The sequence below is a fragment of the Natrinema sp. CGMCC1.2065 genome, assembly GCF_051225675.1.
Taxonomy (GTDB): Archaea; Halobacteriota; Halobacteria; order Halobacteriales; family Natrialbaceae; genus Natrinema; species Natrinema thermotolerans.
Genome location: NZ_JBPJSJ010000001.1, coordinates 582,684 through 602,634 on the forward strand (window position 1 = coordinate 582,684; position 19,951 = coordinate 602,634).

Annotated in this window: 27 protein-coding genes and 1 tRNA gene; 16 read left to right on the plus strand and 12 right to left on the minus strand. The window is 66.5% G+C overall.

The annotated features are described in order from the left end of the window. Positions 1-56 precede the first annotated feature (56 nt). Positions 57-128: transfer RNA gene (locus ACSBP4_RS02860), tRNA-Thr, on the plus strand. Between the two features lie 207 nt (positions 129-335). Further along, positions 336-440 carry a DUF7563 family protein gene (locus ACSBP4_RS02865; RefSeq protein WP_419894490.1) on the plus strand — a complete coding sequence of 35 codons (105 nt, stop codon included), beginning with the start codon at positions 336-338 and terminating at the stop codon, positions 438-440. A gap of 22 nt (positions 441-462) precedes the next feature. On the opposite strand, the gene ACSBP4_RS02870 is transcribed toward ACSBP4_RS02865, so the two are convergent. The 3 genes from ACSBP4_RS02870 to ACSBP4_RS02880 form a co-directional block, all read right to left on the minus strand. After that, a complete protein-coding gene (locus ACSBP4_RS02870) occupies positions 463-2,085 on the minus strand; it encodes a preprotein translocase subunit SecD (RefSeq protein WP_049965536.1) in 1,623 nt (540 codons plus the stop codon). Next, positions 2,082-2,957 (minus strand): protein translocase subunit SecF, encoded by an 876-nt coding sequence (secF, locus tag ACSBP4_RS02875; RefSeq protein WP_006649899.1) that lies wholly within the window; start codon positions 2,955-2,957, stop codon positions 2,082-2,084. Before secF ends, ACSBP4_RS02870 begins: the two co-directional genes overlap by 4 nt. Positions 2,958-3,031: 74 nt before the next feature. After that, positions 3,032-3,505: a DUF5812 family protein gene (locus ACSBP4_RS02880; protein ID WP_373632556.1), complete on the minus strand. Its 474-nt coding sequence runs from the start codon at positions 3,503-3,505 to the stop codon at positions 3,032-3,034. 194 nt (positions 3,506-3,699) lie between these two features. Between ACSBP4_RS02880 and ACSBP4_RS02885 the strand changes: the two genes are divergently transcribed. The 5 genes from ACSBP4_RS02885 (at position 3,700) to ACSBP4_RS02905 (ending at position 7,977) form a co-directional block, all read left to right on the plus strand. Beyond that, positions 3,700-4,707 (plus strand): ribose 1,5-bisphosphate isomerase, encoded by a 1,008-nt coding sequence (locus ACSBP4_RS02885; protein ID WP_435551312.1) that lies wholly within the window; start codon positions 3,700-3,702, stop codon positions 4,705-4,707. A gap of 194 nt (positions 4,708-4,901) precedes the next feature. Further along, positions 4,902-5,723 (plus strand): DUF63 family protein, encoded by an 822-nt coding sequence (locus ACSBP4_RS02890; protein WP_435551313.1) that lies wholly within the window; start codon positions 4,902-4,904, stop codon positions 5,721-5,723. 101 nt (positions 5,724-5,824) lie between these two features. Beyond that, positions 5,825-6,709, plus strand: coding sequence for a carbohydrate kinase family protein (locus ACSBP4_RS02895; RefSeq protein WP_435551314.1), 885 nt, complete (start codon positions 5,825-5,827; stop codon positions 6,707-6,709). Between the two features lie 133 nt (positions 6,710-6,842). Next, positions 6,843-7,145: a HalOD1 output domain-containing protein gene (locus ACSBP4_RS02900; RefSeq protein ID WP_006649904.1), complete on the plus strand. Its 303-nt coding sequence runs from the start codon at positions 6,843-6,845 to the stop codon at positions 7,143-7,145. 103 nt (positions 7,146-7,248) lie between these two features. Continuing rightward, complete coding sequence (locus ACSBP4_RS02905) at positions 7,249-7,977, plus strand: nucleoside phosphorylase (RefSeq protein ID WP_006649905.1); 729 nt, start codon at positions 7,249-7,251, stop codon at positions 7,975-7,977. A gap of 14 nt (positions 7,978-7,991) precedes the next feature. On the opposite strand, the gene ACSBP4_RS02910 is transcribed toward ACSBP4_RS02905, so the two are convergent. Together ACSBP4_RS02910 and ACSBP4_RS02915 are read right to left on the minus strand one after the other, a co-directional pair. Next, positions 7,992-8,879 (minus strand): universal stress protein, encoded by an 888-nt coding sequence (locus ACSBP4_RS02910; protein ID WP_435551315.1) that lies wholly within the window; start codon positions 8,877-8,879, stop codon positions 7,992-7,994. Positions 8,880-8,921: 42 nt separating this feature from the next. Next, complete coding sequence (locus tag ACSBP4_RS02915) at positions 8,922-9,725, minus strand: HNH endonuclease (RefSeq protein WP_435551316.1); 804 nt, start codon at positions 9,723-9,725, stop codon at positions 8,922-8,924. A 108-nt stretch (positions 9,726-9,833) separates the two neighbouring features. Between ACSBP4_RS02915 and ACSBP4_RS02920 the strand changes: the two genes are divergently transcribed. Next, positions 9,834-10,490: an amphi-Trp domain-containing protein gene (locus ACSBP4_RS02920; protein WP_435551317.1), complete on the plus strand. Its 657-nt coding sequence runs from the start codon at positions 9,834-9,836 to the stop codon at positions 10,488-10,490. Positions 10,491-10,536: 46 nt separating this feature from the next. Here the strand turns inward: ACSBP4_RS02920 and ACSBP4_RS02925 are convergent, their stop codons facing one another. Continuing rightward, entirely contained in the window at positions 10,537-11,274 is a 738-nt protein-coding gene (locus ACSBP4_RS02925) for a DUF547 domain-containing protein (protein WP_435551318.1), read from the minus strand. Between the two features lie 111 nt (positions 11,275-11,385). On the opposite strand from ACSBP4_RS02925, the gene ACSBP4_RS02930 reads away from it, so the two are divergent. After that, on the plus strand, positions 11,386-12,411 hold the full coding sequence (locus ACSBP4_RS02930) for an AI-2E family transporter (RefSeq protein ID WP_435551319.1): 1,026 nt from the start codon (positions 11,386-11,388) through the stop codon (positions 12,409-12,411). A gap of 24 nt (positions 12,412-12,435) precedes the next feature. Here the strand turns inward: ACSBP4_RS02930 and ACSBP4_RS02935 are convergent, their stop codons facing one another. Next, complete coding sequence (locus ACSBP4_RS02935; RefSeq protein WP_006649910.1) at positions 12,436-12,963, minus strand: winged helix-turn-helix transcriptional regulator; 528 nt, start codon at positions 12,961-12,963, stop codon at positions 12,436-12,438. 170 nt (positions 12,964-13,133) lie between these two features. Here ACSBP4_RS02935 and ACSBP4_RS02940 point away from each other — a divergent pair, with 170 nt between their 5' ends. The 5 genes from ACSBP4_RS02940 to ACSBP4_RS02960 all read left to right on the plus strand — a co-directional run bounded on the left by ACSBP4_RS02940 (position 13,134) and on the right by ACSBP4_RS02960 (position 16,029). Beyond that, positions 13,134-13,328, plus strand: coding sequence for a cold-shock protein (locus ACSBP4_RS02940; RefSeq protein ID WP_006182717.1), 195 nt, complete (start codon positions 13,134-13,136; stop codon positions 13,326-13,328). 180 nt (positions 13,329-13,508) lie between these two features. Further along, entirely contained in the window at positions 13,509-13,856 is a 348-nt protein-coding gene (locus ACSBP4_RS02945) for a DUF7471 family protein (protein ID WP_049905769.1), read from the plus strand. 26 nt (positions 13,857-13,882) lie between these two features. Next, complete coding sequence (locus tag ACSBP4_RS02950) at positions 13,883-14,221, plus strand: hypothetical protein (RefSeq protein ID WP_435551320.1); 339 nt, start codon at positions 13,883-13,885, stop codon at positions 14,219-14,221. Positions 14,222-14,316: 95 nt separating this feature from the next. Beyond that, a complete protein-coding gene (locus ACSBP4_RS02955; RefSeq protein ID WP_435551321.1) occupies positions 14,317-15,570 on the plus strand; it encodes a tRNA (N(6)-L-threonylcarbamoyladenosine(37)-C(2))-methylthiotransferase in 1,254 nt (417 codons plus the stop codon). Between the two features lie 93 nt (positions 15,571-15,663). After that, positions 15,664-16,029: a winged helix-turn-helix domain-containing protein gene (locus ACSBP4_RS02960; RefSeq protein WP_006182713.1), complete on the plus strand. Its 366-nt coding sequence runs from the start codon at positions 15,664-15,666 to the stop codon at positions 16,027-16,029. A gap of 82 nt (positions 16,030-16,111) precedes the next feature. Here the strand turns inward: ACSBP4_RS02960 and ACSBP4_RS02965 are convergent, their stop codons facing one another. After that, positions 16,112-16,591 (minus strand): redoxin domain-containing protein, encoded by a 480-nt coding sequence (locus ACSBP4_RS02965; RefSeq protein WP_006649914.1) that lies wholly within the window; start codon positions 16,589-16,591, stop codon positions 16,112-16,114. 102 nt (positions 16,592-16,693) lie between these two features. Between ACSBP4_RS02965 and ACSBP4_RS02970 the strand changes: the two genes are divergently transcribed. Next, complete coding sequence (locus tag ACSBP4_RS02970) at positions 16,694-16,930, plus strand: glutathione S-transferase N-terminal domain-containing protein (protein WP_006649915.1); 237 nt, start codon at positions 16,694-16,696, stop codon at positions 16,928-16,930. A gap of 95 nt (positions 16,931-17,025) precedes the next feature. Here ACSBP4_RS02970 and ACSBP4_RS02975 read toward each other — a convergent pair whose 3' ends face one another. Together ACSBP4_RS02975 and ACSBP4_RS02980 are read right to left on the minus strand one after the other, a co-directional pair. After that, positions 17,026-17,430: a cupin domain-containing protein gene (locus ACSBP4_RS02975; RefSeq protein ID WP_006649916.1), complete on the minus strand. Its 405-nt coding sequence runs from the start codon at positions 17,428-17,430 to the stop codon at positions 17,026-17,028. 102 nt (positions 17,431-17,532) lie between these two features. After that, positions 17,533-18,072: an HIT family protein gene (locus ACSBP4_RS02980; RefSeq protein WP_435551322.1), complete on the minus strand. Its 540-nt coding sequence runs from the start codon at positions 18,070-18,072 to the stop codon at positions 17,533-17,535. Between the two features lie 253 nt (positions 18,073-18,325). Between ACSBP4_RS02980 and ACSBP4_RS02985 the strand changes: the two genes are divergently transcribed. Then, entirely contained in the window at positions 18,326-18,526 is a 201-nt protein-coding gene (locus ACSBP4_RS02985; protein ID WP_006182708.1) for a hypothetical protein, read from the plus strand. Between the two features lie 100 nt (positions 18,527-18,626). Here ACSBP4_RS02985 and map read toward each other — a convergent pair whose 3' ends face one another. Both map and ACSBP4_RS02995 read right to left on the minus strand, forming a co-directional pair. Beyond that, positions 18,627-19,523 carry a type II methionyl aminopeptidase gene (gene map, locus ACSBP4_RS02990; protein ID WP_006182707.1) on the minus strand — a complete coding sequence of 299 codons (897 nt, stop codon included), beginning with the start codon at positions 19,521-19,523 and terminating at the stop codon, positions 18,627-18,629. Between the two features lie 64 nt (positions 19,524-19,587). Further along, positions 19,588-19,722 (minus strand): hypothetical protein, encoded by a 135-nt coding sequence (locus ACSBP4_RS02995; protein WP_006649918.1) that lies wholly within the window; start codon positions 19,720-19,722, stop codon positions 19,588-19,590. Positions 19,723-19,951 lie beyond the last annotated feature (229 nt).

A 19,951-nucleotide genomic window follows, 5' to 3' on the forward strand; every position in this document is an offset into this window, starting at 1 on the left:
ATGGCTCCCGTGGATCGAAACGCATAAAGACATCTCCGATCAACGAAGAAGTACGCGCCTGGGTAGCTTAGCGGTAAAGCGCGTCCTTGGTAAGGACGAGAGCCCGGGTTCAAATCCCGGCCTAGGCTTTTCGTTTTCGTCGCCTCGAGTCACCGAGCCCTAGCTATCGGGTTCGAGTCCTGATCAGTGCGGGATCGGACGTTCCTCCTCGAGGAGCATCGTCGACATCGGGCCGTTCTCGGCGAACTACAGTTGCACGGCGCTTACGAGTACGGTTGCGATCGCAGGCAGTTCGGTAGTGATCGTTCCGCCGGTGTCTCGTGTTGGTGTCTCGAATGCCCGTTTGTACGTCCTGTCAGCAGCCGGTTTCGTACGACTTCGTGCGCGCACACGGCGATAGCAACAGTGTCGACTGGTGTCCGCGCTGTCGGACGGCATAAAACGAACGCGATCGGACGGCGATCAGTGGTCGGTCAGCAGGCGGCGCAGGATGTCCCCGTAGGCGGGTCGGGTGATGAGGACGCCGATGAACACCCCGAGGATGGTGATGATAGCGAACCCGCGGAGATCACCGAGGCTCAGCACCGCGAGCGGCGAGAGGGCGACGACGGTCGTCGCGGCGGCGGCCCCGATGACCCAGAACGCCTTGCGGAACCGCGATTGGAAGACGCGTTCGGAGCTGACGTCGCCCTCGTCCATCACCTCGTCGGCGATGATCACGAGGTCGTCGACCCCGGTCCCCACGACGGCGATGAACCCGGCGACGTGGGAGAGATCCAGCGGCATGCGTATCAGCGCCGCGAAGCCAAGCAGGATGACCACCTCGGCGATGGCCGTGACGATCATCGGGAGGGCGACGCGGGTGTCGGTGTATCGGGCGTAGACAACGCCGCTGACGGTGAGGACCGAGAGCAGCCCGATCAGCAGCGAGTACTGTTTGAACTGGTCGGCGTGGCCGGGCTCGATCGAGTAGACCTGTTCCTCACTGAAGTCAAGCGGTGCGCGCAGGCTCCCCGCCCGGAGGTTGACCGACAGGCTCTGTGCGTCCTGTTGGTTCTGTGCGCCCATCTGGAACGTCGGGTCGTTCACCCACGTCTCCTCTCGCATATCGGTCGCGAGTCCGTTACCGCCCCGGTCGCCCATACTGTGTGCGTCGACGACCTCTCCGTCGACGACGGTCAGGAGGCAGTAGTGTTCTCCCTCCTGGTCGAAGTCGATGCTCTCACCGTCGCCGCGGAGGCCACACCGCCCGACCCCTTCGCTGGTGAACCCGAGGTCGTTCATCTGCTGTTGGAATCCCGGCGCGGCCTCGTCGCTGACGAGTACCGGCACCGCGTAGCTGTCCTCGCCTTGCTGTTCCGGTGGGTCGACGTCGACGATGTCGCCGCCCCGCAGGACTGTGTCGTTCGTCTGTGTCCCGTTCTCCGGATGGTAGGCGACGACCTCGACCTGGCCGCGTTCCGAGAGGATGGTCCGGAGTTCGTCGGCGTCCATGTTGGGGACCTCGACGACGATGTAGTGGTCACCACTTACCGTCGTCGACTCGTAGGCCGTCCCGCCCGAGAGGCCCGCGGCGTTGATCTTCGTCTGGATCGTCCTGATCATATTGTCGCGGGTACTCTGGGTGACGCCGTCGCGGATGTCGTCCTCGGTGGCGTCGACGTCAGCCGTCTGCAACGCCGCGGCGAACTCCGACTGGCTGACGTTGTCGTTGAACACTTCGGCGGTGACGGTCCCGTCGTCTTGGACGTCGACGCTGACGTCCGCCTGATCGAGCTCGAGTTCGCTCTGGAGCGTCGACTCGACGCCGTCGAGCCGCTCCTGATCGACTGTCCCGTCGTCGCTGACCGCGCCGGTGTCGATGTCCTCCGCGGTCATACCGGCGACCGGGACCCGGATCCGGGTCCCGCCCTCGAGCCCGAGCCCGAACTCGAGGTTCGTCGGGCCGCTGTCGACGCTGTCACTGGCCAGACCGTCGTCGGCGACGATCCCGCCGGGGATAAAGAGCGCGACGACGGCGAACACGAGAAACGCCCCGAGCAGGAGGACGCGCCAGTTGCCCTTGATGGCGCCGATCGGACTCATGAGCGGACCCCCTCGAACTTGTACCAGCGAAGCAGGCTCAGGTTCAACATGTAGGTGTTCAGCAGGTCGGCGGCGAGACCGACGAACAGGATGATCCCGATCGATGCCAGCAGGCTGATCCCGAAGACGTACGCGGAGACGCCCATGACGAGCATCGCGACCATCGACGTGACCGTCATCGTGACGCCGGTCCGCATCGCACGGTGAGTACTCTCGTAGAAGTCACCGCTCCGGCGCAGGACGTGGTTGTTCAACAGGATGTCGGAGTCGACGGAGTACCCGATGAGCATCAGCAGGCCGGCAACGGTGCCAAGCGAGAGCGGGATGCCTGCCAGCCGCATGAACGCGAGCGGGATCACGAGGTCGGAGAACGCGGAGATGACGATCGCGATCGAGGGCACGAACGTCCGAAAGAGCAGGAAGGCGATCGCGCTCATGCCGACGAACGCGATGACGAGCCCGAGCATGGCCGTCTGCTGACTGTTCTGGCCGAAGCTCGCTGACGTCGACGACACCGACTGGACGACCTCGGCGCTGCCGTCTTGCTCGAGATTGCCCTCGGCCTGATCGCTCAGGGCCTGCGAGTCAGTCGACGAGAACTGGACGATGTACTGGTTCTCGGTGCCCGTCCCGGTCACCGACTCGGGCTGTTCGTCGAACGCCGCGCCGATGTTGCCTTCCGCCGTCGTCGTCTGGACGGTCAGTTCCGTCCCGCCGGCGAAGTCCATGCCAAGCGGCACCGGCGTTCCGTACGCGAGGAACGCGCCGCTTAACACGAGCAGTGCGACCGCGAGAACCGCCAGCGGAACCGCTGCGAGCTGGCGATTACTGTACCGGGTGTAATCGATCTCCGGTACGTCGAAATACCCCATATACCGGACTACTTACAGCCCCTCGAAGTAAGCCTTCTCAATTCGGCACGGGCGAGCGGCCGATCGGACCGTGGTCAGTCCGGCAGGTAGCGGACGCTCAACACGCCCTCGTCGGCGGCCGACCGGACCTCGACCCGGACCGCCTCGAGCCGGGCGGCCCGGGCGATCGTCTCCTCGTCTTCGAGGACGTCGTCGGCGGCGGCCGCGACCTCGTCGCCGGGAACTCGGAAGACGTGGATCTCGCCGGTGCCGGCCCGCTCCTCTTGGACGAGGTCGCCGATCTCGGCGTCGGCCGCCAACTCCTTCTCGTAGGTGGTCGGTTCGAGGTCGCTGTCGACCAGTTCGATCGAGCGCCGATCGTCGACCTCGATCACCTCCCAGGTGACTTCCATCGGCGGCTCGGGAGCGACTGTCGCCTCGAGGACGTCGTGGACCTCGAGGTCAGGGTTGGACGCGAGGGTGTGTACCTGTGCGGTCTGGACGTCGCGGACGACCGCCGAGTCGGGCTCGGCGTGGGTCACGACGAACGTGCCGGTTCGTTCGGTCATGGACGCTCGTAGCCGACGGATCGGTTTCCGGGTTTCGGCTTTCGATCACCGGTCGACTCTCGGTTCGGTGGCCGATCCGGTTCGACAGTCGCTCGAGCGGTGTTCGGACCAGGGCTCGAGCCATCGAACGGGTCGTCAGAGGACCGCCCGGAACCGACGGCAGTCTTTTCAGCGCTGTCGTGTAACTCGCTCGCATGGGTGATGCCGAACCGGAGGTGGTGCCGGCCGTCGAGTCCACTGCCGACGCCATCGCTGCGATGGAGATTCGCGGGGCGGCGACGATCGCCGACGCGGCTGCGGCGGCGCTGGCGACCCAAGCCGAGGGGAGTCCGGCCGAGACGCCGGCGGCGTTTCGCCGCGGGCTTCGAGCCGCCGCCCGAACCCTCTATGAAACCCGGCCGACAGCGGTCAGCCTGCCGAACGCGCTCCGATACGTGTTTCGGGGCGTCGACGGCGATACCGTCACCGAGTTACGGGCGTCGACGATCGACCGCGCCGCGTCCTTCCGGCGCGATCTCGAACACGCCCGGGAGACCCTCGGTGGGATCGGTGCCAACCGGTTGCGGGACGGCGATGTCGTCCTGACTCACTGCCACTCGACGGACGCGCTGGCCTGTGTAGAGGCCGCCCTCAAGGACGGGAAAGCCCTCGAGGCGATCGTCAAGGAGACCCGGCCCCGCAAGCAGGGTCACATCACGGCCGCACAATTGCGCGAGTGGGGGGTGCCAGTGACGCTGATCGTCGACGGGGCGGCCCGGCGGTACCTGGACGCGGCGGACCACGTGCTGGTCGGGGCCGACAGCATCGCGGCCGACGGCAGCGTGATCAACAAGATCGGCACCAGCGGACTGGCCGTCGTCGCTCGCGAGCGCGGCGTGCCGGTGATGGTCGCTGCCCAGACGATCAAACTGCATCCGGATACCCTGACGGGCCACACCGTCGCGATCGAGACCCGGGACGAACGCGAGGTGCTGTCCGACGAGGAGCGCGCGTCGATCCGCTCGAGTGACGCGCCGGACGGGTCGGCCGGCGAACCCGGAAGCGAGGACGGGCTGACCGTCGAGAACCCCGCGTTCGACGTGACACCGCCGCGGTACGTCGACGCGATCGTCACCGAGCGCGGTCAGTTCCCACCCGAGAGCATCGTGACACTCATGCGAGAACTGTTCGGCGACACGACCGACGAGCCTTGGGCGGAGTGACGGCCTCTCGATGGTCTGGCCGTCGACGCGGCTCTCGAGATCTCACCACCGTTCGCACGGTCGATACGCCGGTTCTCGGACGTCTAGTGGTCCGAACCGCGTTCCGGGACGACGCGACAGCGGCCGAAACCTTCAACACTGTGAATCGTCCGGGATCGGAAAGTGTTAGTCACTGGTGACAGCCATTGCCCCGTATGGTGTTACCCGAGGGGTTCGTCGTTCCGCCGTGGTACATGGTGGTGCCGGCCGCCGTGATTCTCGGGGGGGTGATCGCGCTGCTGTGGGCGATCGAACCACCCGTGACCGACCGGACCGTGCTGGCCTTCGCTCCGTGGATGATGTTCGGCGCGACGTTACACGTCCTCTACAAGATGGGGGCGTTTCCGTCGACCATCGAGCCCCTGTTTACCGCGCCGATGGTCTACGTCGTGACGGCGATCATCGCGGGACTGGCCTGGGTCGTCGGCGTCTTCCTCCACGTCGGCGGCCTCCAGCCGACGATCCCCCGTTTCGTCGGCGTTGCCGGGACGGCCTTCTTTACCGTTTTCACGATGTTCGCGCTCTTCCGGAGTATCCAGACGGGGACGTTCGACCCCTTCTGGCCGGTCATCTCGGTCGTCATCGCCGGCATCGTCACTGCACTCGCCTGGCTCGTCCTGAGCCTCTGGTTTACCGACGTCGCGGCGACCACGGGTACGACCGGCGCGCTCGTCGTCTTCGCACACACGCTAGACGGCGTCACGACCGCCGTCGGCTACGACGTCCTCGGGGCCGGCGAGAACGTCCCGCTGTCGCTGCTGTTGCTCGAGGCGGGGGAGGCGCTGCCGACCGCGGAGTACGTCGGTGCCGGCTGGCTGTTCGTGCTGGTCAAGGTCGCGCTCGCGCTGGTCATCGTCGGGCTGTTCCGCGAGTACGTCGCGGACCGGCCACAGCAGGGCCGGACGATACTCGCCCTCGTCGCCGCGGTCGGGCTCGGTCCGGCCGTCCACAACGTCCTGTTGTTCACCGTGATGTAACCGGGGCCCGTTCCGCCCCGCGTCGTTCGCGTCCGCACCTCAGCGTCTGCCACCGAAACCTAGGTTTTTGCCGGCCGGTCCCGTCCCTTTACTATCGGCGAATGGATTCGATCACCGTACTCACGGCCGGCCACGTCAACTGGGACGTGACCCTCCGTGTCGACAGACTGCCCGAGAGCGACGGCGAGGCGGCGATCCGCTCGCAACGCCAGTCGGGCGGCGGCAGTGCGGCCAACGTCGCCGCGGCGCTTGCCGGCCTCGGCGTCGACGTCGGCCTGATCGGCAGCGTCGGCGACGACGACAACGGCCTGCTCGCCCGCCGCGAACTCGAGGCCGCCGGCGTCTCCCTCGCGGGGGTCCGCGTCGTCGAGGACGCCGCAACGGCGGTGAAGTACCTGCTGGTCGACGACGACGGCGAAGTCGCGATCCTCGGCAACGACGGCGTCAACGAGGCCGTCGGGCCGGCGGCCCTCGAGCCGTCGCGGATCCGGGCGGCCGATCACGTCCATCTCACGGGACAGCGACCGGCGACGGCCGCCGCGATCGCACGGATCGCCGACGAGGCCGGTATCGGGATCAGCTTCGACCCCGGTCGGCGGCTCGCCGACCGCGAGTACGGCGAGCCGCTCGCGCTGGCTGACGTCGTCTTCGTGACCGACCGGGAGGCCGCCGCCCTGTTCGACGACGACCCCGACGGGGCCGCCGACGACCGGATCGTCGTCGTCACCTGCGGGGCCGACGGCGCGGAAGCGTACGCGCCGTCGGGAACCGTCGTTCACGCGGGGTTCGACATCGACCCCGTCGATACCGCCGGTGCGGGCGATGCCTTCGCCGCCGGCTTTCTCACGAGGTGGCTCGCGGACCGCGATCTCGAGCGGGCGCTTGCGACCGGCAACGCCTGCGGGGCCGTGACCGCGAGCCGCGAGGGGGCCCGGAGCGCACCGACCGGCGGGGAACTCGAGGCGCTCCTCGAGCGCCGCCCCTGAAAAGGCGTAACGATCGGTCGCGCACCGTCACGTCGCCGCCGTGTGGTTCTCACCCGGTGTCGTCTGACGGTAGGTATATGGGCCGGGCCGTTGGCCACTCGACTGAACAGTCACGATCCCGTGACTGAGAGACATGACGGAAGGAAGGGTAACCGAGTCCCACGGATGCGGCCTCAGACGGCGCATCCAGTACGACCGAGACGCTGACGAACCGCCGAGTATCGCCGCTGCGACCGCCCTGGCCCGCTATCACGGTCACGATGTCACGGCGGCCAGCACGCAACTGTACGACTACGTCGACCCCGACGCGCTCGACGCACTGTTCGCCGACACCAACCGTGGCGACGCTCGAGCGACGGGGATCGTCGAGTTCGAGGCCGACGGCGCGATGGTCACGATTCGGCCCGATTGCGTCGAAGTGCGTCCGACGGGCTGATCGGGGACGGGAAGGGGGTGGCGTCGAGAGTTGCCGAGCCGAACCGGTCGCTTCTCGACCCTTCCTCGAACCTTTTTTCTCACCGCCCGCGGAATCCGAGGGTATGGCGACGCAGCCACACCTGCTGGTCGACGACGGCGACCTGACGGACATCGCATTGCTCCCGGGCGATCCCGGCCGGGTCGATCGCATCGCCGACCACTGCGACGAGTCGGAGACGATCGCGCGCAACCGCGAGTACAAGGTCGTCAACGCCACCTACGAGGGACGGGAGCTGACGATCTGTTCGACGGGGATCGGCTGTCCCTCCGCGGCGATCGCGATCGAGGAACTGGCGAACGTCGGCGTCGAGACGTTCCTCCGGGTCGGGACGACCGGGGCACTCCAGTCGGGGATCGAGATCGGCGACATGATCGTCGCGACCGGCGCGGCGAAAAACGAGGGGACGAGCAAACGGTACGAGGCCGTCGAGTACCCCGCAGTACCCGACTACGACGCGCTGTCGGCGCTGGTCGACTCGGCGGAAGCCAACGGCGAAGCGGTCCACGTCGGCCCGATCGCCTCCGACGACGCCTACTACGCCGAGACCGACGACGCCGTCGACGACTGGGAGGCCGCGGGCCTGCTGGCGGTCGAGATGGAGGCCGCCGCCGTCTTCTCACTGGCCCGCCGCAAGGGACTGGCCGCCGGCGCGATCTGTACCGTCGACGGCAACCTCGTCGAGGGCACCCAGAAGGGCACCGACACCGAGGACGACGAACTCCCGGACAAGGCCAAAAACAACGTCGGCCGCGCGATCGACATCGCGCTCGAGGCCGCGACCCAACTGTAACGGCCGCGACGACGCTATTCTTCGTCGCTCGAGCGACCGAACAGCCGTTCGCGTAGCGACCGCTCGGTCGGGCGCTCGGCCAGTAGCACGGAACACTCGAGGTCGTCGACGACGTCGGAGACGAGCGAGCCGCGGACGAGCCGCGAGAGTAGCCCGCGCTCGGTCGCGCCGACGATCACGAGCGTCTCGTCGGCGGCCTCGCGGGCGATCGCGCCCTCGACGTCGCCCGAGGTGTCGACGGTCAACACGGCGTCGCCGATGTCGTGGTCGGCGGCCCACTCGGTGAGGAACCGTTCGCCGGCCTCGCGCTCGCTCTCGCCGTCGACGACGTGGAGCAGGTCGATCGAGGCTCCCGTCGCCGAGCGCAGCGTCCGCGCGACCTCCACGCCGAGATCGGAGTCGGGCCCGCCGGCGGTCGGCAGGAGGATCCGACTGGGGTCGTACCCGCGGTCTTTCAGCACGAGGAAGTCACACGGGAGGTCGCGGGCGACTTCGTCGAGCGGCCCTTCGGCGCGGCCCGCCGTCCACGGTCGGTCGCCGCCCCAACCCATGACGACCAGATCGACGTCGTGGGTTCGTGCGGCGTCGAACACCTCCTCGAACGAACGGTGCGAGACGATCGTCGTCGTCTCGAGCGGTGCGTCGTACTCCGCGGCGTGGTCGCGGGCCCGCTCGAGCAGTTTTTCCGAGTCGGCGTCGATCCGTTCGAGTCGCTCGGCACCGCGGTCCAGCGGCGTCTGGTCGGGGACCTGCACGATGTGGACCGCGTGGACGACGCCGCCGCGGTCGGCCGCGAGCGTGCTGGCCAGTTCGATCAGGTGTTGTTCCGTTCGTGGGTTGGCCAGCGGGACCAGCACGTGGTACTCGCTCGAGCCGTCGGGCTCGACCGTCGACTCGGTCATTCAACTACCTCTAGGCTCGAGACGGCAAAAAGAACGAGGGACCTACGCCGCCGTTAGCCGTTCGGCCAGCGTCGTCGTCCGATCGGTCAGCGTTTCCGTCGTCGCCGAGGCCTCCTGCAGGCGGTCGTTGATCGTCGCGAACAGCCGGTCGAACGCGAGGGTCCCGTCGTCGTCCTCCCAGTCGGCCGTCTCGCGGACCGCGAGCCCGCAGGTGTCACAGGTCGGCCCCGACTCGAGCGCGTCGAAACAGCCGTGACAGCGATCGAGCCCGGTCGCGACGGTTTCGCTCAGCGTCACGACCTCGCGAAGCGCCGACTGGAGGTCGGTCGCGGTCTCGGAAAACGCCTCGAGGGCGTCCGCGGCCGCCGGCTCGTCGGCGTCGTAGTCGAGCGCGGCCAGTCGCTCGAGGCGGGCGTCGACGACGGCGATCGCGAGCAACACGTCGCGTCGGTGTCGCCGGTACTGTGCGATCGATTCCTCGAGGGCGGCGTCTTCCCCCTCATCGTCGAGTGCGGACTCGAGGTCGCCGGGGAGTGCGGTCGCGACGGAAGCGAATGAGGCGACCGTCGAGATCGTCTCCCCCTGGATGCGGGTCGTCTCGCGGACGTGGTGAAACAGCTCTTCGGCGCCGGTCGGCGTCGCTGACGGCGAGTCCGACAGCGTCCCGAAACAATCCGCACAGACGGTTACGAGCGCGCTCTCGTGGACCTCCCCCTCGAGCGCCACGTCGCCGACGGGGTAGGCTCGAAGCGCCTCGGTGTCGTCGGCAGTCCCGCAGTGTCGACAGGTCCGCGCGTCGCGGTCGAAGACGACCTCCCGGTCGGCGTGCCAGTCGCGTGCAGTCACGAGCGAGCGAAGGAAGGGCGTCGCCAAAAACGCACCGACAGGGTGCCCGGCACGAATCGAGGCCAGCGCGTGGGAAACACTAACCCGTCGCCTCCAGTACACGTCGGTATGGTGGCTTCCGACGAACCCGACGACGAGTTCGAACTCGAGCGCGCACACGACCGAACGGAACTCGCGGCCGTCTTCCGCGAGTTCGCGACCGCCTTCGAGTCCGGCCGCCCGGTCCGGCTGAACGGCGAGGGACGAAGCGTCAGGGTTGCCGTCCCCGAGCGGGTCGTCGCGGCGTTCGAGGCCGGACTCGGGGCCGACGAGCCCCCGGTCGGTGAACTCGCGATCGAACTCGAGTGGGACGATCCGGCCGGCTCGAGCGTACGGATCACCGACCGCCCGGCTGACGGCGACGCTGCGGGTGGTGATCGGGACGAGACGTCGGCTGCGGCCGACGTCGACCCCGCGGCAGCGGTGATGCCGCTCGAGGGACTCGCCGGCGACGACTCGACGGGGGATAGCGGGACGGACGAGACGCCGGTGACGGCCGAGGGGGACGACACGGCAGAGGCCGACGAGACGAGCGAGACCGGCCGGACGAGCCGGTTCGAGGTCTACGAGGACAGGGGCGGCGAGTGGCGCTGGCGGCTCGTCCACTGGAACGGCAACATCGTCGCCGACAGCGGCGAGGGGTACGCCTCGCGGTCAAACGCCGAACGCGCGGCCAGAAGCGTGATGCGAATCGCGCCGAACGCGACGATCGAACGCCTCGAGTGAGGGCCGGACCGTCTGCCGACTCGAGCGTCGACCTGCGGGGTCTAGGCTACCGCCGGACCTCGTCGCTCTCGAGATCGACGTCCAACTCGGCGGAGTGGTCGACCCGTTCGTATTCGAGCGAGGGGCCGGCGTCGGCCGGGACTGCGTTGTACTCACGGAGGAACGCCACGATGCCGCGGCGGCCGCCGAAGTCGCCGCGATAGCGTCGGAAGAGTCGGGGGATCGTCGCCGTCTCGGTTTCCCGGTCGTAGCTGACGTTTTCCTCTAAGAACCACTCGATGGCGATGTCGAGTTCCTCGTCGACGTCCTGGGGAGAGTAGACCGCGATCGGCGGACAGTGATCCGTCGCGTGACTGATCGCGAAGTGGATCCGGGGATCGCAGTCGTCGAGGCGAAACTGCCGTTCGAACGAGGAGGGAAACGGGCGCGGGAGATAGCCCATTCCCCACGGCAGCTTCGAACTCCGGAGCAGCCCGTGTTCGATGTCGTTGAGACTCAGCCAGACGCCGCCGACGGGGACCCGATCGCGGGCGAAGAACTTCCACGCCTCGAGCAGCCCACCCTCGTGGAGGTCCGGCTCCTCCGACTCCAGCAGGAGCTGGGCGTAGGCGTTGTAACAGTTGAGCCAGAAGGCGAGTTTCCCCTCGCGGCTGGACAGCGCCCGCTCCAACCGCGACCGATCGATCGTCGCGAGGTGGTCTCGCAACGGCTCGGCGTCGCCCTCGGTCTTGACCGTATACAGGAGATCGGCCGAGAGGGAAAGGGGATCGAGCTGAGTCGACATTCGGCTAGAAATACACGTACCAGCCTCTTGAAGCCGTGTGACGCCTTGCTACGACAGTCCAGAGTGGCGATACGTTCATGCCGTGGTTTTATGCCAGCGAACGGAGAAATAATGGGCGTGAATATCAGCAAGGGATTTCTGCTCGTTCTCGTCGGGCTCTTCGCCTATCTCTCCCTGTTGCTCGTGTTGCCGTTCTCCCAGTACGTCCTCGGCGCTATCCTCATCGCGTACGTTCTGTATCCGCTCCAGCAACGCCTCGAGGAGCGGGTCGCGCCCCCGACCGCCGCGTTCGCGCTCGTCGGGCTCGCAGTCGCCGGTTTCGTCGTTCCGCTGGTCGTCATCGTCGCCGCGATCGCCAGCGATGCCCGGCGGCTCCTCGAGCAGGTCAACACCGACTCCATTCAACTCGGCGAACTCGAGCGTGCCATCGAGGAACAGACCGGGCAGTCGGTCGATCTCCCGTCGGCGCTGGCCGACGCGGCACAGAACGTCGGGACGATGGTTCTCGAGAGTTCGACCGAGTGGTTCAGCGCGATCACCCACACGCTGATCGGGCTCGGGCTCGCGATCTTCCTGCTGTACTACCTGCTCAAGGACGGCAGCAACCTGCTGACGTGGATGCGGGAACTGACGCCGCTACCTGACGACGTACAGGACGACTTTTATCAGGAACTGGACGAGGTCATGTGGGCCGTCCTCGCCGGTCACGTCATGATCGCGATCATTCAGGGGACCCTCGCTGGACTGGGACTGCTGGCGACCGGCGTCCCGAACGCGGCGTTCTGGACCGCGATCATGATCGTCCTATCGCTGATCCCGCTGATCGGGTCGTTCATGGTCTGGGGGCCCGCCGTGATCTATCTCTTCCTGATCGAGGAGCCGCTGCTTGCGGTCGCGCTGTTCGTCTACAGCATGATCGTCGTGGGCCTGTCCGACGACTATCTCCGCCCCATCCTCGTCGATCGGTACGCGGAACTCAACCCCGCCGTCATCATCCTCGGGGTCCTCGGCGGCGTCTACGCGTTCGGCGTCATGGGACTGTTCTACGGGCCCGTCGTCCTCGGCGCGCTGATCGCCGTCCTCGACGTGATGAACGACCACTACGACCGGCTCGAGGACGAGCCCGGGATGCGGTGATCGGCGACCGACTCGAGCGAGCCGCTACGACGAGTCACCGGTCCCTGCAAGCAGTTCGTCGACGAGCCGCGTGAACCGGTCGACGAGCCGATCGGGAACCGTCGGCGTCACCGTCGTCAGGAGCCGTCCCGTCGCCTCGGGATCGGCGAGGTCGAGGACGACGCGGTTCCGGTCGTCGTAGCGTTTCTCGACGATGTCGTGTGCGACGAGCCGATCGACGTGGTACTCGAGGGTGCTGCGTGCGATCCCGAGGTCGTCGGCGATATCGGCCGGCGCGGCGTCTTCGGTCTCCGCCAGTGCGACGACGATCTCGCGGGCCGTCTCCCGGCGAAACAGTGCCAGCGCGGCCCGCTCCCACTCGTCGTAGGTCGGCGGATAGTAGTGGGTCCGGCCGTAGAACTCCTCGCGGACGAGCCGGCCGTCCTCGAGCAGCCGCCGGATGTGGTACTGTATCTGTCCCGGCGCGAACGCCGACTCCCTGACGAGTTCGTTGAAGTGGACGCCGGCGTTGTCGTCGACGTGTGCCCGAATTCGCTGTCGCGTGTCGGTCATATGAGTCCCCGCAAACCCTGGCGTCGGCTAGCGCCGGGGGGCATATAACGGGTGGCTCGCGTTCCCGGCCGCCGAGAACCGCGGCCCGATCCCGGTCCGATCGGGCCGACGGTCGTGGTATCACGACTCTCGGAAGGGTTATCCGTGTATTGCTCCTCTCTTTGGTTGTAATGGCGAAAGGCAACGTTGATTTCTTCAACGACACAGGCGGCTACGGTTTCATTTCGACTGAGGATGCGGACGATGACGTGTTCTTCCACATGGAAGACGTCGGCGGCCCGGACCTCGAGGAAGGCACCGAGATCGAGTTCGACATCGAACAGGCCCCCAAGGGTCCCCGCGCGACGAACGTCGTCCGCAACTAACGTCGCCGTCAGTGTCGGTTCGACGGCGCTGTACGACGATTCGATTTTTCGAGACGCTCCGTATCGAGCCGCGGCTCCCGACTCCGGTGAGTGAGAGCCGAGCCCAACGGTGCGGGGGCGACTCGAGCCCGACACCGAAGCGAATAGGTAGCCACCGGTCCGAGTAGCGGTATCGATCGCATGGTGCCCGCAATGTCGGTCGCCGAGGGGTGGCTCGACCCGCAACTCGCGCCCGTCCTCGTCGCGATCATCGTGCTGGCCGCGCTCGGGACGACCGCGCTGTTCGTCGTCGGCGTCGCCGCCTACGCCCGGCGTCGAACGGCTCGCTACTGTTTGATCGCGGTCGTACTGGGTGTGCTTGTCGTCCGGTCGATAACCGGACTGGGAACCGTCCTCGGGCTCGTCCCGATGACGGTCCATCACCTCGTCGAACACGGCTTCGACTTCCTGATCGCACTCTTGCTTCTCTATGCGGTCTATCGGAGCGGCACGGCCGGCGACGGCCGAGCCGCCGAGTTCGACGACTAGAAACCCGTCGGGTCCGTACCGCGACCATGCGCGTCCGTCGTTACATCTACGACTCCGATCGCGCCGCCGACCACGTCGACGACGTCCTCGAGCGGCTCGCCGCCCGCGAGGAATCGATCGACCGACAGGACGTCGCCGCGGCCGCAGACCGGGACGACGCGATCCGGGAGGCGATGCTCGCGGTCCGTGAGTCGGTCCGGATCGGTTCGAACCCCGACGAGATCTACGACGAGAACGGCGACCCCGACTTCTCGGCTGGCGTCCTCATCACCCAGGCACCGACGGGCCGGCGACACCTCTATACCGGTCGGGACGCGCTCGAGGCGCTGTCCGAAGCGACGGGGACCGATTCCGACGACGCGTGATCGTCGTGTCGACACCGCGTGAACCGATCCCGGAGCCGTGACGACCGGGATCCGTCGGGCTTTTGGCCTCCCGCGCCCGATGGATCATCGAACGGATGGCCCGGTATCACATCGAAACCTACGGCTGCACGTCCAACCGCGGGGAGAGCCGCGAGATCGAGCGGCGACTCCGAGACGCGGGCCACTACCGGGTCGACGGCCCCGAACAGGCCGACGTCGCCATCCTCAACACCTGTACCGTCGTCGAGAAGACCGAGCGCAACATGCTCCGGCGGGCCGAGGAACTGGCCGACGAGACGGCGGATCTCTTCATCACGGGGTGTATGGCCCTGGCCCAGGGCGAGGAGTTCGCGCGGGCCGACGTGGACGGACAGGTACTGCACTGGGACGAGGTCCCCGAGGCCGTCACCAACGGCGAGTGTCCGACGACGACCCCCGACGCCGAACCGATCCTGGACGGCGTCGTGGGTATTCTCCCGATCGCGCGGGGCTGTATGTCCGACTGTTCGTACTGCATCACCAAGCAGGCCACCGGCAAGATCGACTCCCCCCCGATCGAGGAAAACGTCGAGAAGGCCCGCGCGCTGATCCACGCCGGCGCGAAGGAGATCCGCATCACCGGCCAGGACACCGGCGTCTACGGCTGGGACGAGGGCGAGCGCAAGCTTCACCGCCTGCTCGAGCGGATCTGTGCGATCGAGGGCGACTTCCGCGTGCGAGTGGGGATGGCCAACCCGAAGGGCGTCCACGGCATCCGCGAGGACCTCGCCGACGTCTTCGCCGAAAACGACGAACTCTACGACTTCCTGCACGCGCCCGTCCAGTCGGGCAGCGACGACGTCCTCGGGGACATGCGCCGCCAGCATCAGGTCGAGGAGTATCTCGAGGTCGTCGAGGCCTTCGACGAGCGACTGGACTACTGGACGCTGTCGACGGACTTCATCGTCGGCTTCCCGACCGAGACCGATCACGACCACGCGCAGTCGATGGCCCTGCTTCGCGAGACCCGGCCGGAAAAGATCAACGTCACGCGCTTTTCGAAGCGGCCCGGCACCGATGCCGCCGAGCTGAAGGGGCTTGGCGGGACGATCAAGAAGGAACGCTCGAAGGAGATGAGCGAAGTCAAGCGCGAGATCGTCGGCGAGGCCTACGCCGACATGGTCGGCGAGGTCCGCGCGGACTGTCTCGTCGTCGAGGACGGCACCGCCGACTCCGTGAAGTGTCGCGACTCGGCCTACCGGCAGATAATCGTCCAAAACGCCGACGACTACGGCATAGCGCCCGGCGACTTCGTCGACCTCGAGATCACGGCCCACGAGACGATGTACGCCTTCGGCGAGCCCGTGTAGCGAGTCGGTAGCCGACCCGACTCGTACAGACCAATCCTCAGTTGCCGGGAACCGGCTCTGGGAGCAAAGTGGCTCCGGTGCGTATCAACGAATATGAACGAGTCAGCCGACCGGCCGACCCGCTGTCCGCGGGAGAAACGGGACGGCGAGATGGGCTGTGATCCCTATCGGGTCATGGACCTGCTCAACGACGACGACGCGCGAGCGGTGTATCTGTACGCCGAGGAGCCGACGACGGTAAACGAGATCGCCGAGGCGCTGGATCTCCCGCAGTCGACGGCCTATCGGAAGGTCGAGAACTTGGAGGAAGCGGGACTGCTCTCACAGCTCAACGAGCGGTCGCGGACCGGCATGCCCGCCCATTACACGCAGGCCATGGATCACGTGTCCGTGACCTACGACGATCCGCTCCGGATCGAGTGTGAGTGCAACGGCAGGACGCTGTACTGTGAACACTGAGACGGTCGCCTGTCCGTCAGTGTCGGTGGGATCGGCTCGTCCTGGGCCCACCGGGAACGGGACAGCAACCCGTCTGCCGTCCCTACAGCTCCGCGACGGCGGCCTCGATCTCCTCGCGGGGGAGCGGCGAGATCCAGTCGTCCGCGACGAAGGCGTACTGGACCTCGCGATCCGCGTCGAGGACGAACGCCGACCGCCACGGCGTCGAGACGTTCGCCATATGGTCGCGGTCGGCCAGCAACTCGAGCGACTCGCTGACCTCACCGTCGACGTCGGCGAAAAAGCGGAACCCGGGCTCGTCCAGCCAGCGCAGGAACTCGTTTTGTGCGTACGGGCCGTCCCGACTGATCCCGAGGACGGCGACGTCCTCGAACTCGCCCCAGCCGGCCCGAACGAACTGTTTCCACCAGTTCTGTGCGATCGCGCTGAACGCGAAGCCGGTCGCGATCACGACGCCGCCACGCTCGCCAAGCGCCGCGGACAGCGCCGTCGACCGGAACGTCTCGCCGTCACACAACAGCGCCTCGAACGCCGGCACCGTCTCGCCCTCGATCGGTGGCATACCCCGAATCGACCGTCGACCGACTAAAACCTCCGTGCCGCGGCAGCCTCCCACTCGCGACGGGCACCCACGCTTTTGTCGCCGCGACCCGAACGGGCAGGTATGGTTACCCTGTACCAACTCGAGGGCTGTCCGTACTGCGAACTCGTCGCCGACCGCCTCGACGAACTCGACGTCGAGTACGACAGCGTCTGGGTCGAAGGACTCCACTCGAAACGCAACGAGGTCAAGCGCGTCTCCGGCCAGCGGCAGGTCCCGGTCATCGTCGACGAGGACCGTGGGATCACGATGGCCGAGTCCGAGCGGATCGTCGACTATCTCGACGCGACCTACGCCTGAGACGGGTTGCTGTACCGATTTACCGGCGCAACTGCGACCGCTCTACAGTTGCACCGGTACTGACATACAGGAGACCGTATGGGAACCCCGCCTCGCTACTCCTCGTCGAGTCCGTGGGGATCCAACCCCGGGTCCTCGACCGCAGGTGCGCCGATCGCGAGGACGACGCCTTCCTCGTCGCCGACGTTGCGGTGGCCGTGGCCGACCTCCGGCTTGGCGACCCAGAACGTTCCGGGGCCCGCGTCGACGTACTCCGCCTCGCCCGAGCGACCGAGTTTCAGCGAGAACTCCCCCTCGAGGACGTAGTATAACTCCTCCTGCTCGGCGTGGGCGTGATACTGGATCTCCTCGCCGGGCTCGAAGTACCACAGCTTCAGGTTGACCGCGTCGGTGTCGAAGAAGTCATCGAGCGCGCGGATCCGCAGGTCCGGCGGGATTTCCTCGACCTCGGAGAGATCGGTCATCGGGACATCGTCGGTGTGGACAACGTCGTAGTCCATGCTACTGTATGGCACTACCGGGACCAAAAGCGTCCGGTCGTCCCGCACGGATTGCTGGCTCTCCGGAAGCGCCCGTTCGCGACCGCCCTCGAGCCGTCGTCGCTACTCGAAGCTGATCGCGTCGTCTTCGTCGGCGACGGTCGCCCCCTCCTGTGCGGCGAAGGCCTCGCGCACGCGCTCGTACGTTTCGTCGAGCGCTTCGACGATCACCGAAGTGTCGCCGATGACCGGCATGAAGTTGGTATCCCCCTCCCATCGCGGGACGATATGGGTGTGGAGGTGGTCGTCGATGGAGCCGCCGGCCCCGTCACCGAGGTTCAAGCCGGCGTTGAACCCGTTCGGCTCCAGTGCAGCCTCGAGCGCGTCGAAGGTTCGCTGTTTCAAGCGGGCGTGATCGAGCAGGATCGGGTCTTCAAGGGCCGCGTACTCGCCGGTGTGGGTGTGAGGGATCACCATCGCGTGACCCGGGTTGTAGGGGTAGTTGTTCAGCATGACGAACGCGTGTTCGCTCCGCGCAACGATCAAATTCTCTTGATCTGAGCCTTGCTCCGGCAGTTCACAGAAAACGCAGTCCTCGATGTCGGCGTTTTTGTCCTCGCGTTCGATCCACTCGATCCGCCACGGTGCGAACACCTGCTCCATGTCGGCTACCACGCGAGGCGCGCCTAAAGCGTTTCAGTCCCGCCGCTCGGGGCGACCGTAACGGAGGATATTGCCTCTTTCCGACCGCCAGCGCAGGAATAAACACTCATAACGCGACGAGAGTTGTCGATAAACGAAATAGGACCCTCTCGTCCAGTCTCTCAGCGAAGGTAACGCCGTCTTGCGATTTTTACGACTCCCCCCTCAAAATGAAGCGTGGGTTTAAGATGGGACTACTGCAAGTAATCAGGTAATGGCAACGACTGACGACTCCTTTAACGGGATGACCGAACACTGCGAGGAGTGCGAGTTGGAAACGCTTCACGAGGTGTCGGTCCAGATCAGAACCGAGAGCATCAAACAGGAGAACGCCCAGTTCTCCCGCGAACCGTACCGCGTGAGCGAGTGCCAGCGCTGTGGCAACCGCTCGAGCCAGCGGATGAACAACGCCTGAGAACGCCGCACTGACCGCGGCCGGTCGGTCTCCCGTTTTCTCCCCCTCCGCGGATCCCTCGTTTCGGTCCAGTGCCGATTTCGGTTCGAAACCGACTGCGTTATTCAGTCGTTACTTCGCAGCCGTCCTCGGTGACGATGATCGTGTGTTCCTTCTGGCTGACGAGGAAGCCGTCGTCTTCCTTGAGAACCGGATAGCTGTGGACGATGTCGTTGCGCTTGAGCCGCCGCAGCGCCATCTCCGGCCGGTCCGTCTCGAGCCAGCGGGTCGCAAACGGCAGCGTCCGGAACTCCTCGGTGATCTGCTCCAGGGCGTCGCGGGCCTGCCGGTTGCGGACGGTGCCCTCGCGCTCGAGCGAGAAGATCTCCTCGCTCGCGCCCTCCGAGACCTTGCCGCCGCCGTCGGTCGCGAACGGTTCGATCGCGACGACATCGCCGACCTCCAGCGTCGTCCCCTGCGAGACGGCGCGGTTGGGGATGTTCGGACTGGTGTGTTGCTCCCAGTGGCCCAGCCCGTGTCCGGTGAGGTTGACGACGGGGTTGTAGCCGTAGCCGTCGATGACGTCTTCGATCTCGGCTCCGATCTCGCCGGTCCCGACGCCGGGTTCGACGATGTCGAGCGCGGCCTCCAAGGCCTGTTCGGAGGCCTCGGCGAGTTCCGGATTGCCGGAGAGGTCGACGGTGACGGCGGTGTCGGCCAGCCAGCCGTCGACGTGGACGCCGATGTCTAAGTTGATCATCTCCTCGCCGAATGTCGTCTCGTCGTCGATCGACGGCGTCGCGTGGGCCGCCTCCTCGTCGACGGAGATATTGACGGGGAAGGCGGGTTCGCCGCCCAGTTCGCGGATGCGATCCTCGGCCCACGTCGCGACCTCGAGGTGGCTCGTGCCGACCTCGACGCGCTCGGCGGCCTCCGCGCGTACCTGCGCGAGGATCTCGCCCGCCTCGCGGTGTTTCTCGTACTTTTCGGACTCGAGGTCCACGTCGGATTCGGCCATGCACCGGGGTTGTACCGGTCGACAAAAAGAGGTTCCGTCTCTCCGACGGCCTCGGTCGGACCGATCAGTCACAACGCGGCCGATCCGGTCGGTCGGTGATCCACTGACAGTCGGGACAGGCGTCGATCCCCTGGACGTTCGCCAGCGGTAACCCACACTGCGGACACCGCCGGATCGCGTGCTGTGGTACTCGGAGCATGGTTCCCCAGATGAATACGTCGATAATAAAACTACTTCACGACGATCGTCGAAACGCAGGCGATAGCGTCCCGCTCGTCGGGAGAGCAGTCGAGACGGTCCGGTCGCGAATCCGACTGTTTGGGGAAGAAACGACGTGTATACGGCGTGTGGCAACGATAGAGACTGCGCCGTTAGGTGCTTTCCGGCCGGAAATCCCGCGACTGGGAATCTCGCTTCCGGTAACCCCG

Bases quoted from the DNA above. Each gene is read 5' to 3' on its own strand.
- ACSBP4_RS02925 (WP_435551318.1), bottom strand. From the start codon at position 11,274: ATGTCGACTCAGCTCGATCCCCTTTCCCTCTCGGCCGATCTCCTGTAT.
- ACSBP4_RS02895 (WP_435551314.1), top strand. From the start codon at position 5,825: ATGGATTCGATCACCGTACTCACGGCCGGCCACGTCAACTGGGACGTG.
- ACSBP4_RS02970 (WP_006649915.1), top strand. From the start codon at position 16,694: ATGGTTACCCTGTACCAACTCGAGGGCTGTCCGTACTGCGAACTCGTC.
- ACSBP4_RS02945 (WP_049905769.1), top strand. From the start codon at position 13,509: ATGGTGCCCGCAATGTCGGTCGCCGAGGGGTGGCTCGACCCGCAACTC.
- ACSBP4_RS02885 (WP_435551312.1), top strand. From the start codon at position 3,700: ATGGGTGATGCCGAACCGGAGGTGGTGCCGGCCGTCGAGTCCACTGCC.
- ACSBP4_RS02900 (WP_006649904.1), top strand. From the start codon at position 6,843: ATGACGGAAGGAAGGGTAACCGAGTCCCACGGATGCGGCCTCAGACGG.
- ACSBP4_RS02880 (WP_373632556.1), bottom strand. From the start codon at position 3,505: ATGACCGAACGAACCGGCACGTTCGTCGTGACCCACGCCGAGCCCGAC.
- ACSBP4_RS02920 (WP_435551317.1), top strand. From the start codon at position 9,834: ATGGTGGCTTCCGACGAACCCGACGACGAGTTCGAACTCGAGCGCGCA.
- secF (WP_006649899.1), bottom strand. From the start codon at position 2,957: ATGGGGTATTTCGACGTACCGGAGATCGATTACACCCGGTACAGTAAT.
- ACSBP4_RS02985 (WP_006182708.1), top strand. From the start codon at position 18,326: ATGGCAACGACTGACGACTCCTTTAACGGGATGACCGAACACTGCGAG.
- ACSBP4_RS02965 (WP_006649914.1), bottom strand. From the start codon at position 16,591: ATGCCACCGATCGAGGGCGAGACGGTGCCGGCGTTCGAGGCGCTGTTG.
- ACSBP4_RS02995 (WP_006649918.1), bottom strand. From the start codon at position 19,722: ATGCTCCGAGTACCACAGCACGCGATCCGGCGGTGTCCGCAGTGTGGG.
- ACSBP4_RS02870 (WP_049965536.1), bottom strand. From the start codon at position 2,085: ATGAGTCCGATCGGCGCCATCAAGGGCAACTGGCGCGTCCTCCTGCTC.
- ACSBP4_RS02955 (WP_435551321.1), top strand. From the start codon at position 14,317: ATGGCCCGGTATCACATCGAAACCTACGGCTGCACGTCCAACCGCGGG.
- ACSBP4_RS02960 (WP_006182713.1), top strand. From the start codon at position 15,664: ATGAACGAGTCAGCCGACCGGCCGACCCGCTGTCCGCGGGAGAAACGG.
- ACSBP4_RS02935 (WP_006649910.1), bottom strand. From the start codon at position 12,963: ATGACCGACACGCGACAGCGAATTCGGGCACACGTCGACGACAACGCC.
- ACSBP4_RS02980 (WP_435551322.1), bottom strand. From the start codon at position 18,072: ATGGAGCAGGTGTTCGCACCGTGGCGGATCGAGTGGATCGAACGCGAG.
- ACSBP4_RS02975 (WP_006649916.1), bottom strand. From the start codon at position 17,430: ATGGACTACGACGTTGTCCACACCGACGATGTCCCGATGACCGATCTC.
- ACSBP4_RS02890 (WP_435551313.1), top strand. From the start codon at position 4,902: ATGGTGTTACCCGAGGGGTTCGTCGTTCCGCCGTGGTACATGGTGGTG.
- ACSBP4_RS02905 (WP_006649905.1), top strand. From the start codon at position 7,249: ATGGCGACGCAGCCACACCTGCTGGTCGACGACGGCGACCTGACGGAC.
- ACSBP4_RS02865 (WP_419894490.1), top strand. From the start codon at position 336: ATGCCCGTTTGTACGTCCTGTCAGCAGCCGGTTTCGTACGACTTCGTG.
- ACSBP4_RS02950 (WP_435551320.1), top strand. From the start codon at position 13,883: ATGCGCGTCCGTCGTTACATCTACGACTCCGATCGCGCCGCCGACCAC.
- ACSBP4_RS02940 (WP_006182717.1), top strand. From the start codon at position 13,134: ATGGCGAAAGGCAACGTTGATTTCTTCAACGACACAGGCGGCTACGGT.
- ACSBP4_RS02910 (WP_435551315.1), bottom strand. From the start codon at position 8,879: ATGACCGAGTCGACGGTCGAGCCCGACGGCTCGAGCGAGTACCACGTG.
- ACSBP4_RS02930 (WP_435551319.1), top strand. From the start codon at position 11,386: ATGGGCGTGAATATCAGCAAGGGATTTCTGCTCGTTCTCGTCGGGCTC.
- map (WP_006182707.1), bottom strand. From the start codon at position 19,523: ATGGCCGAATCCGACGTGGACCTCGAGTCCGAAAAGTACGAGAAACAC.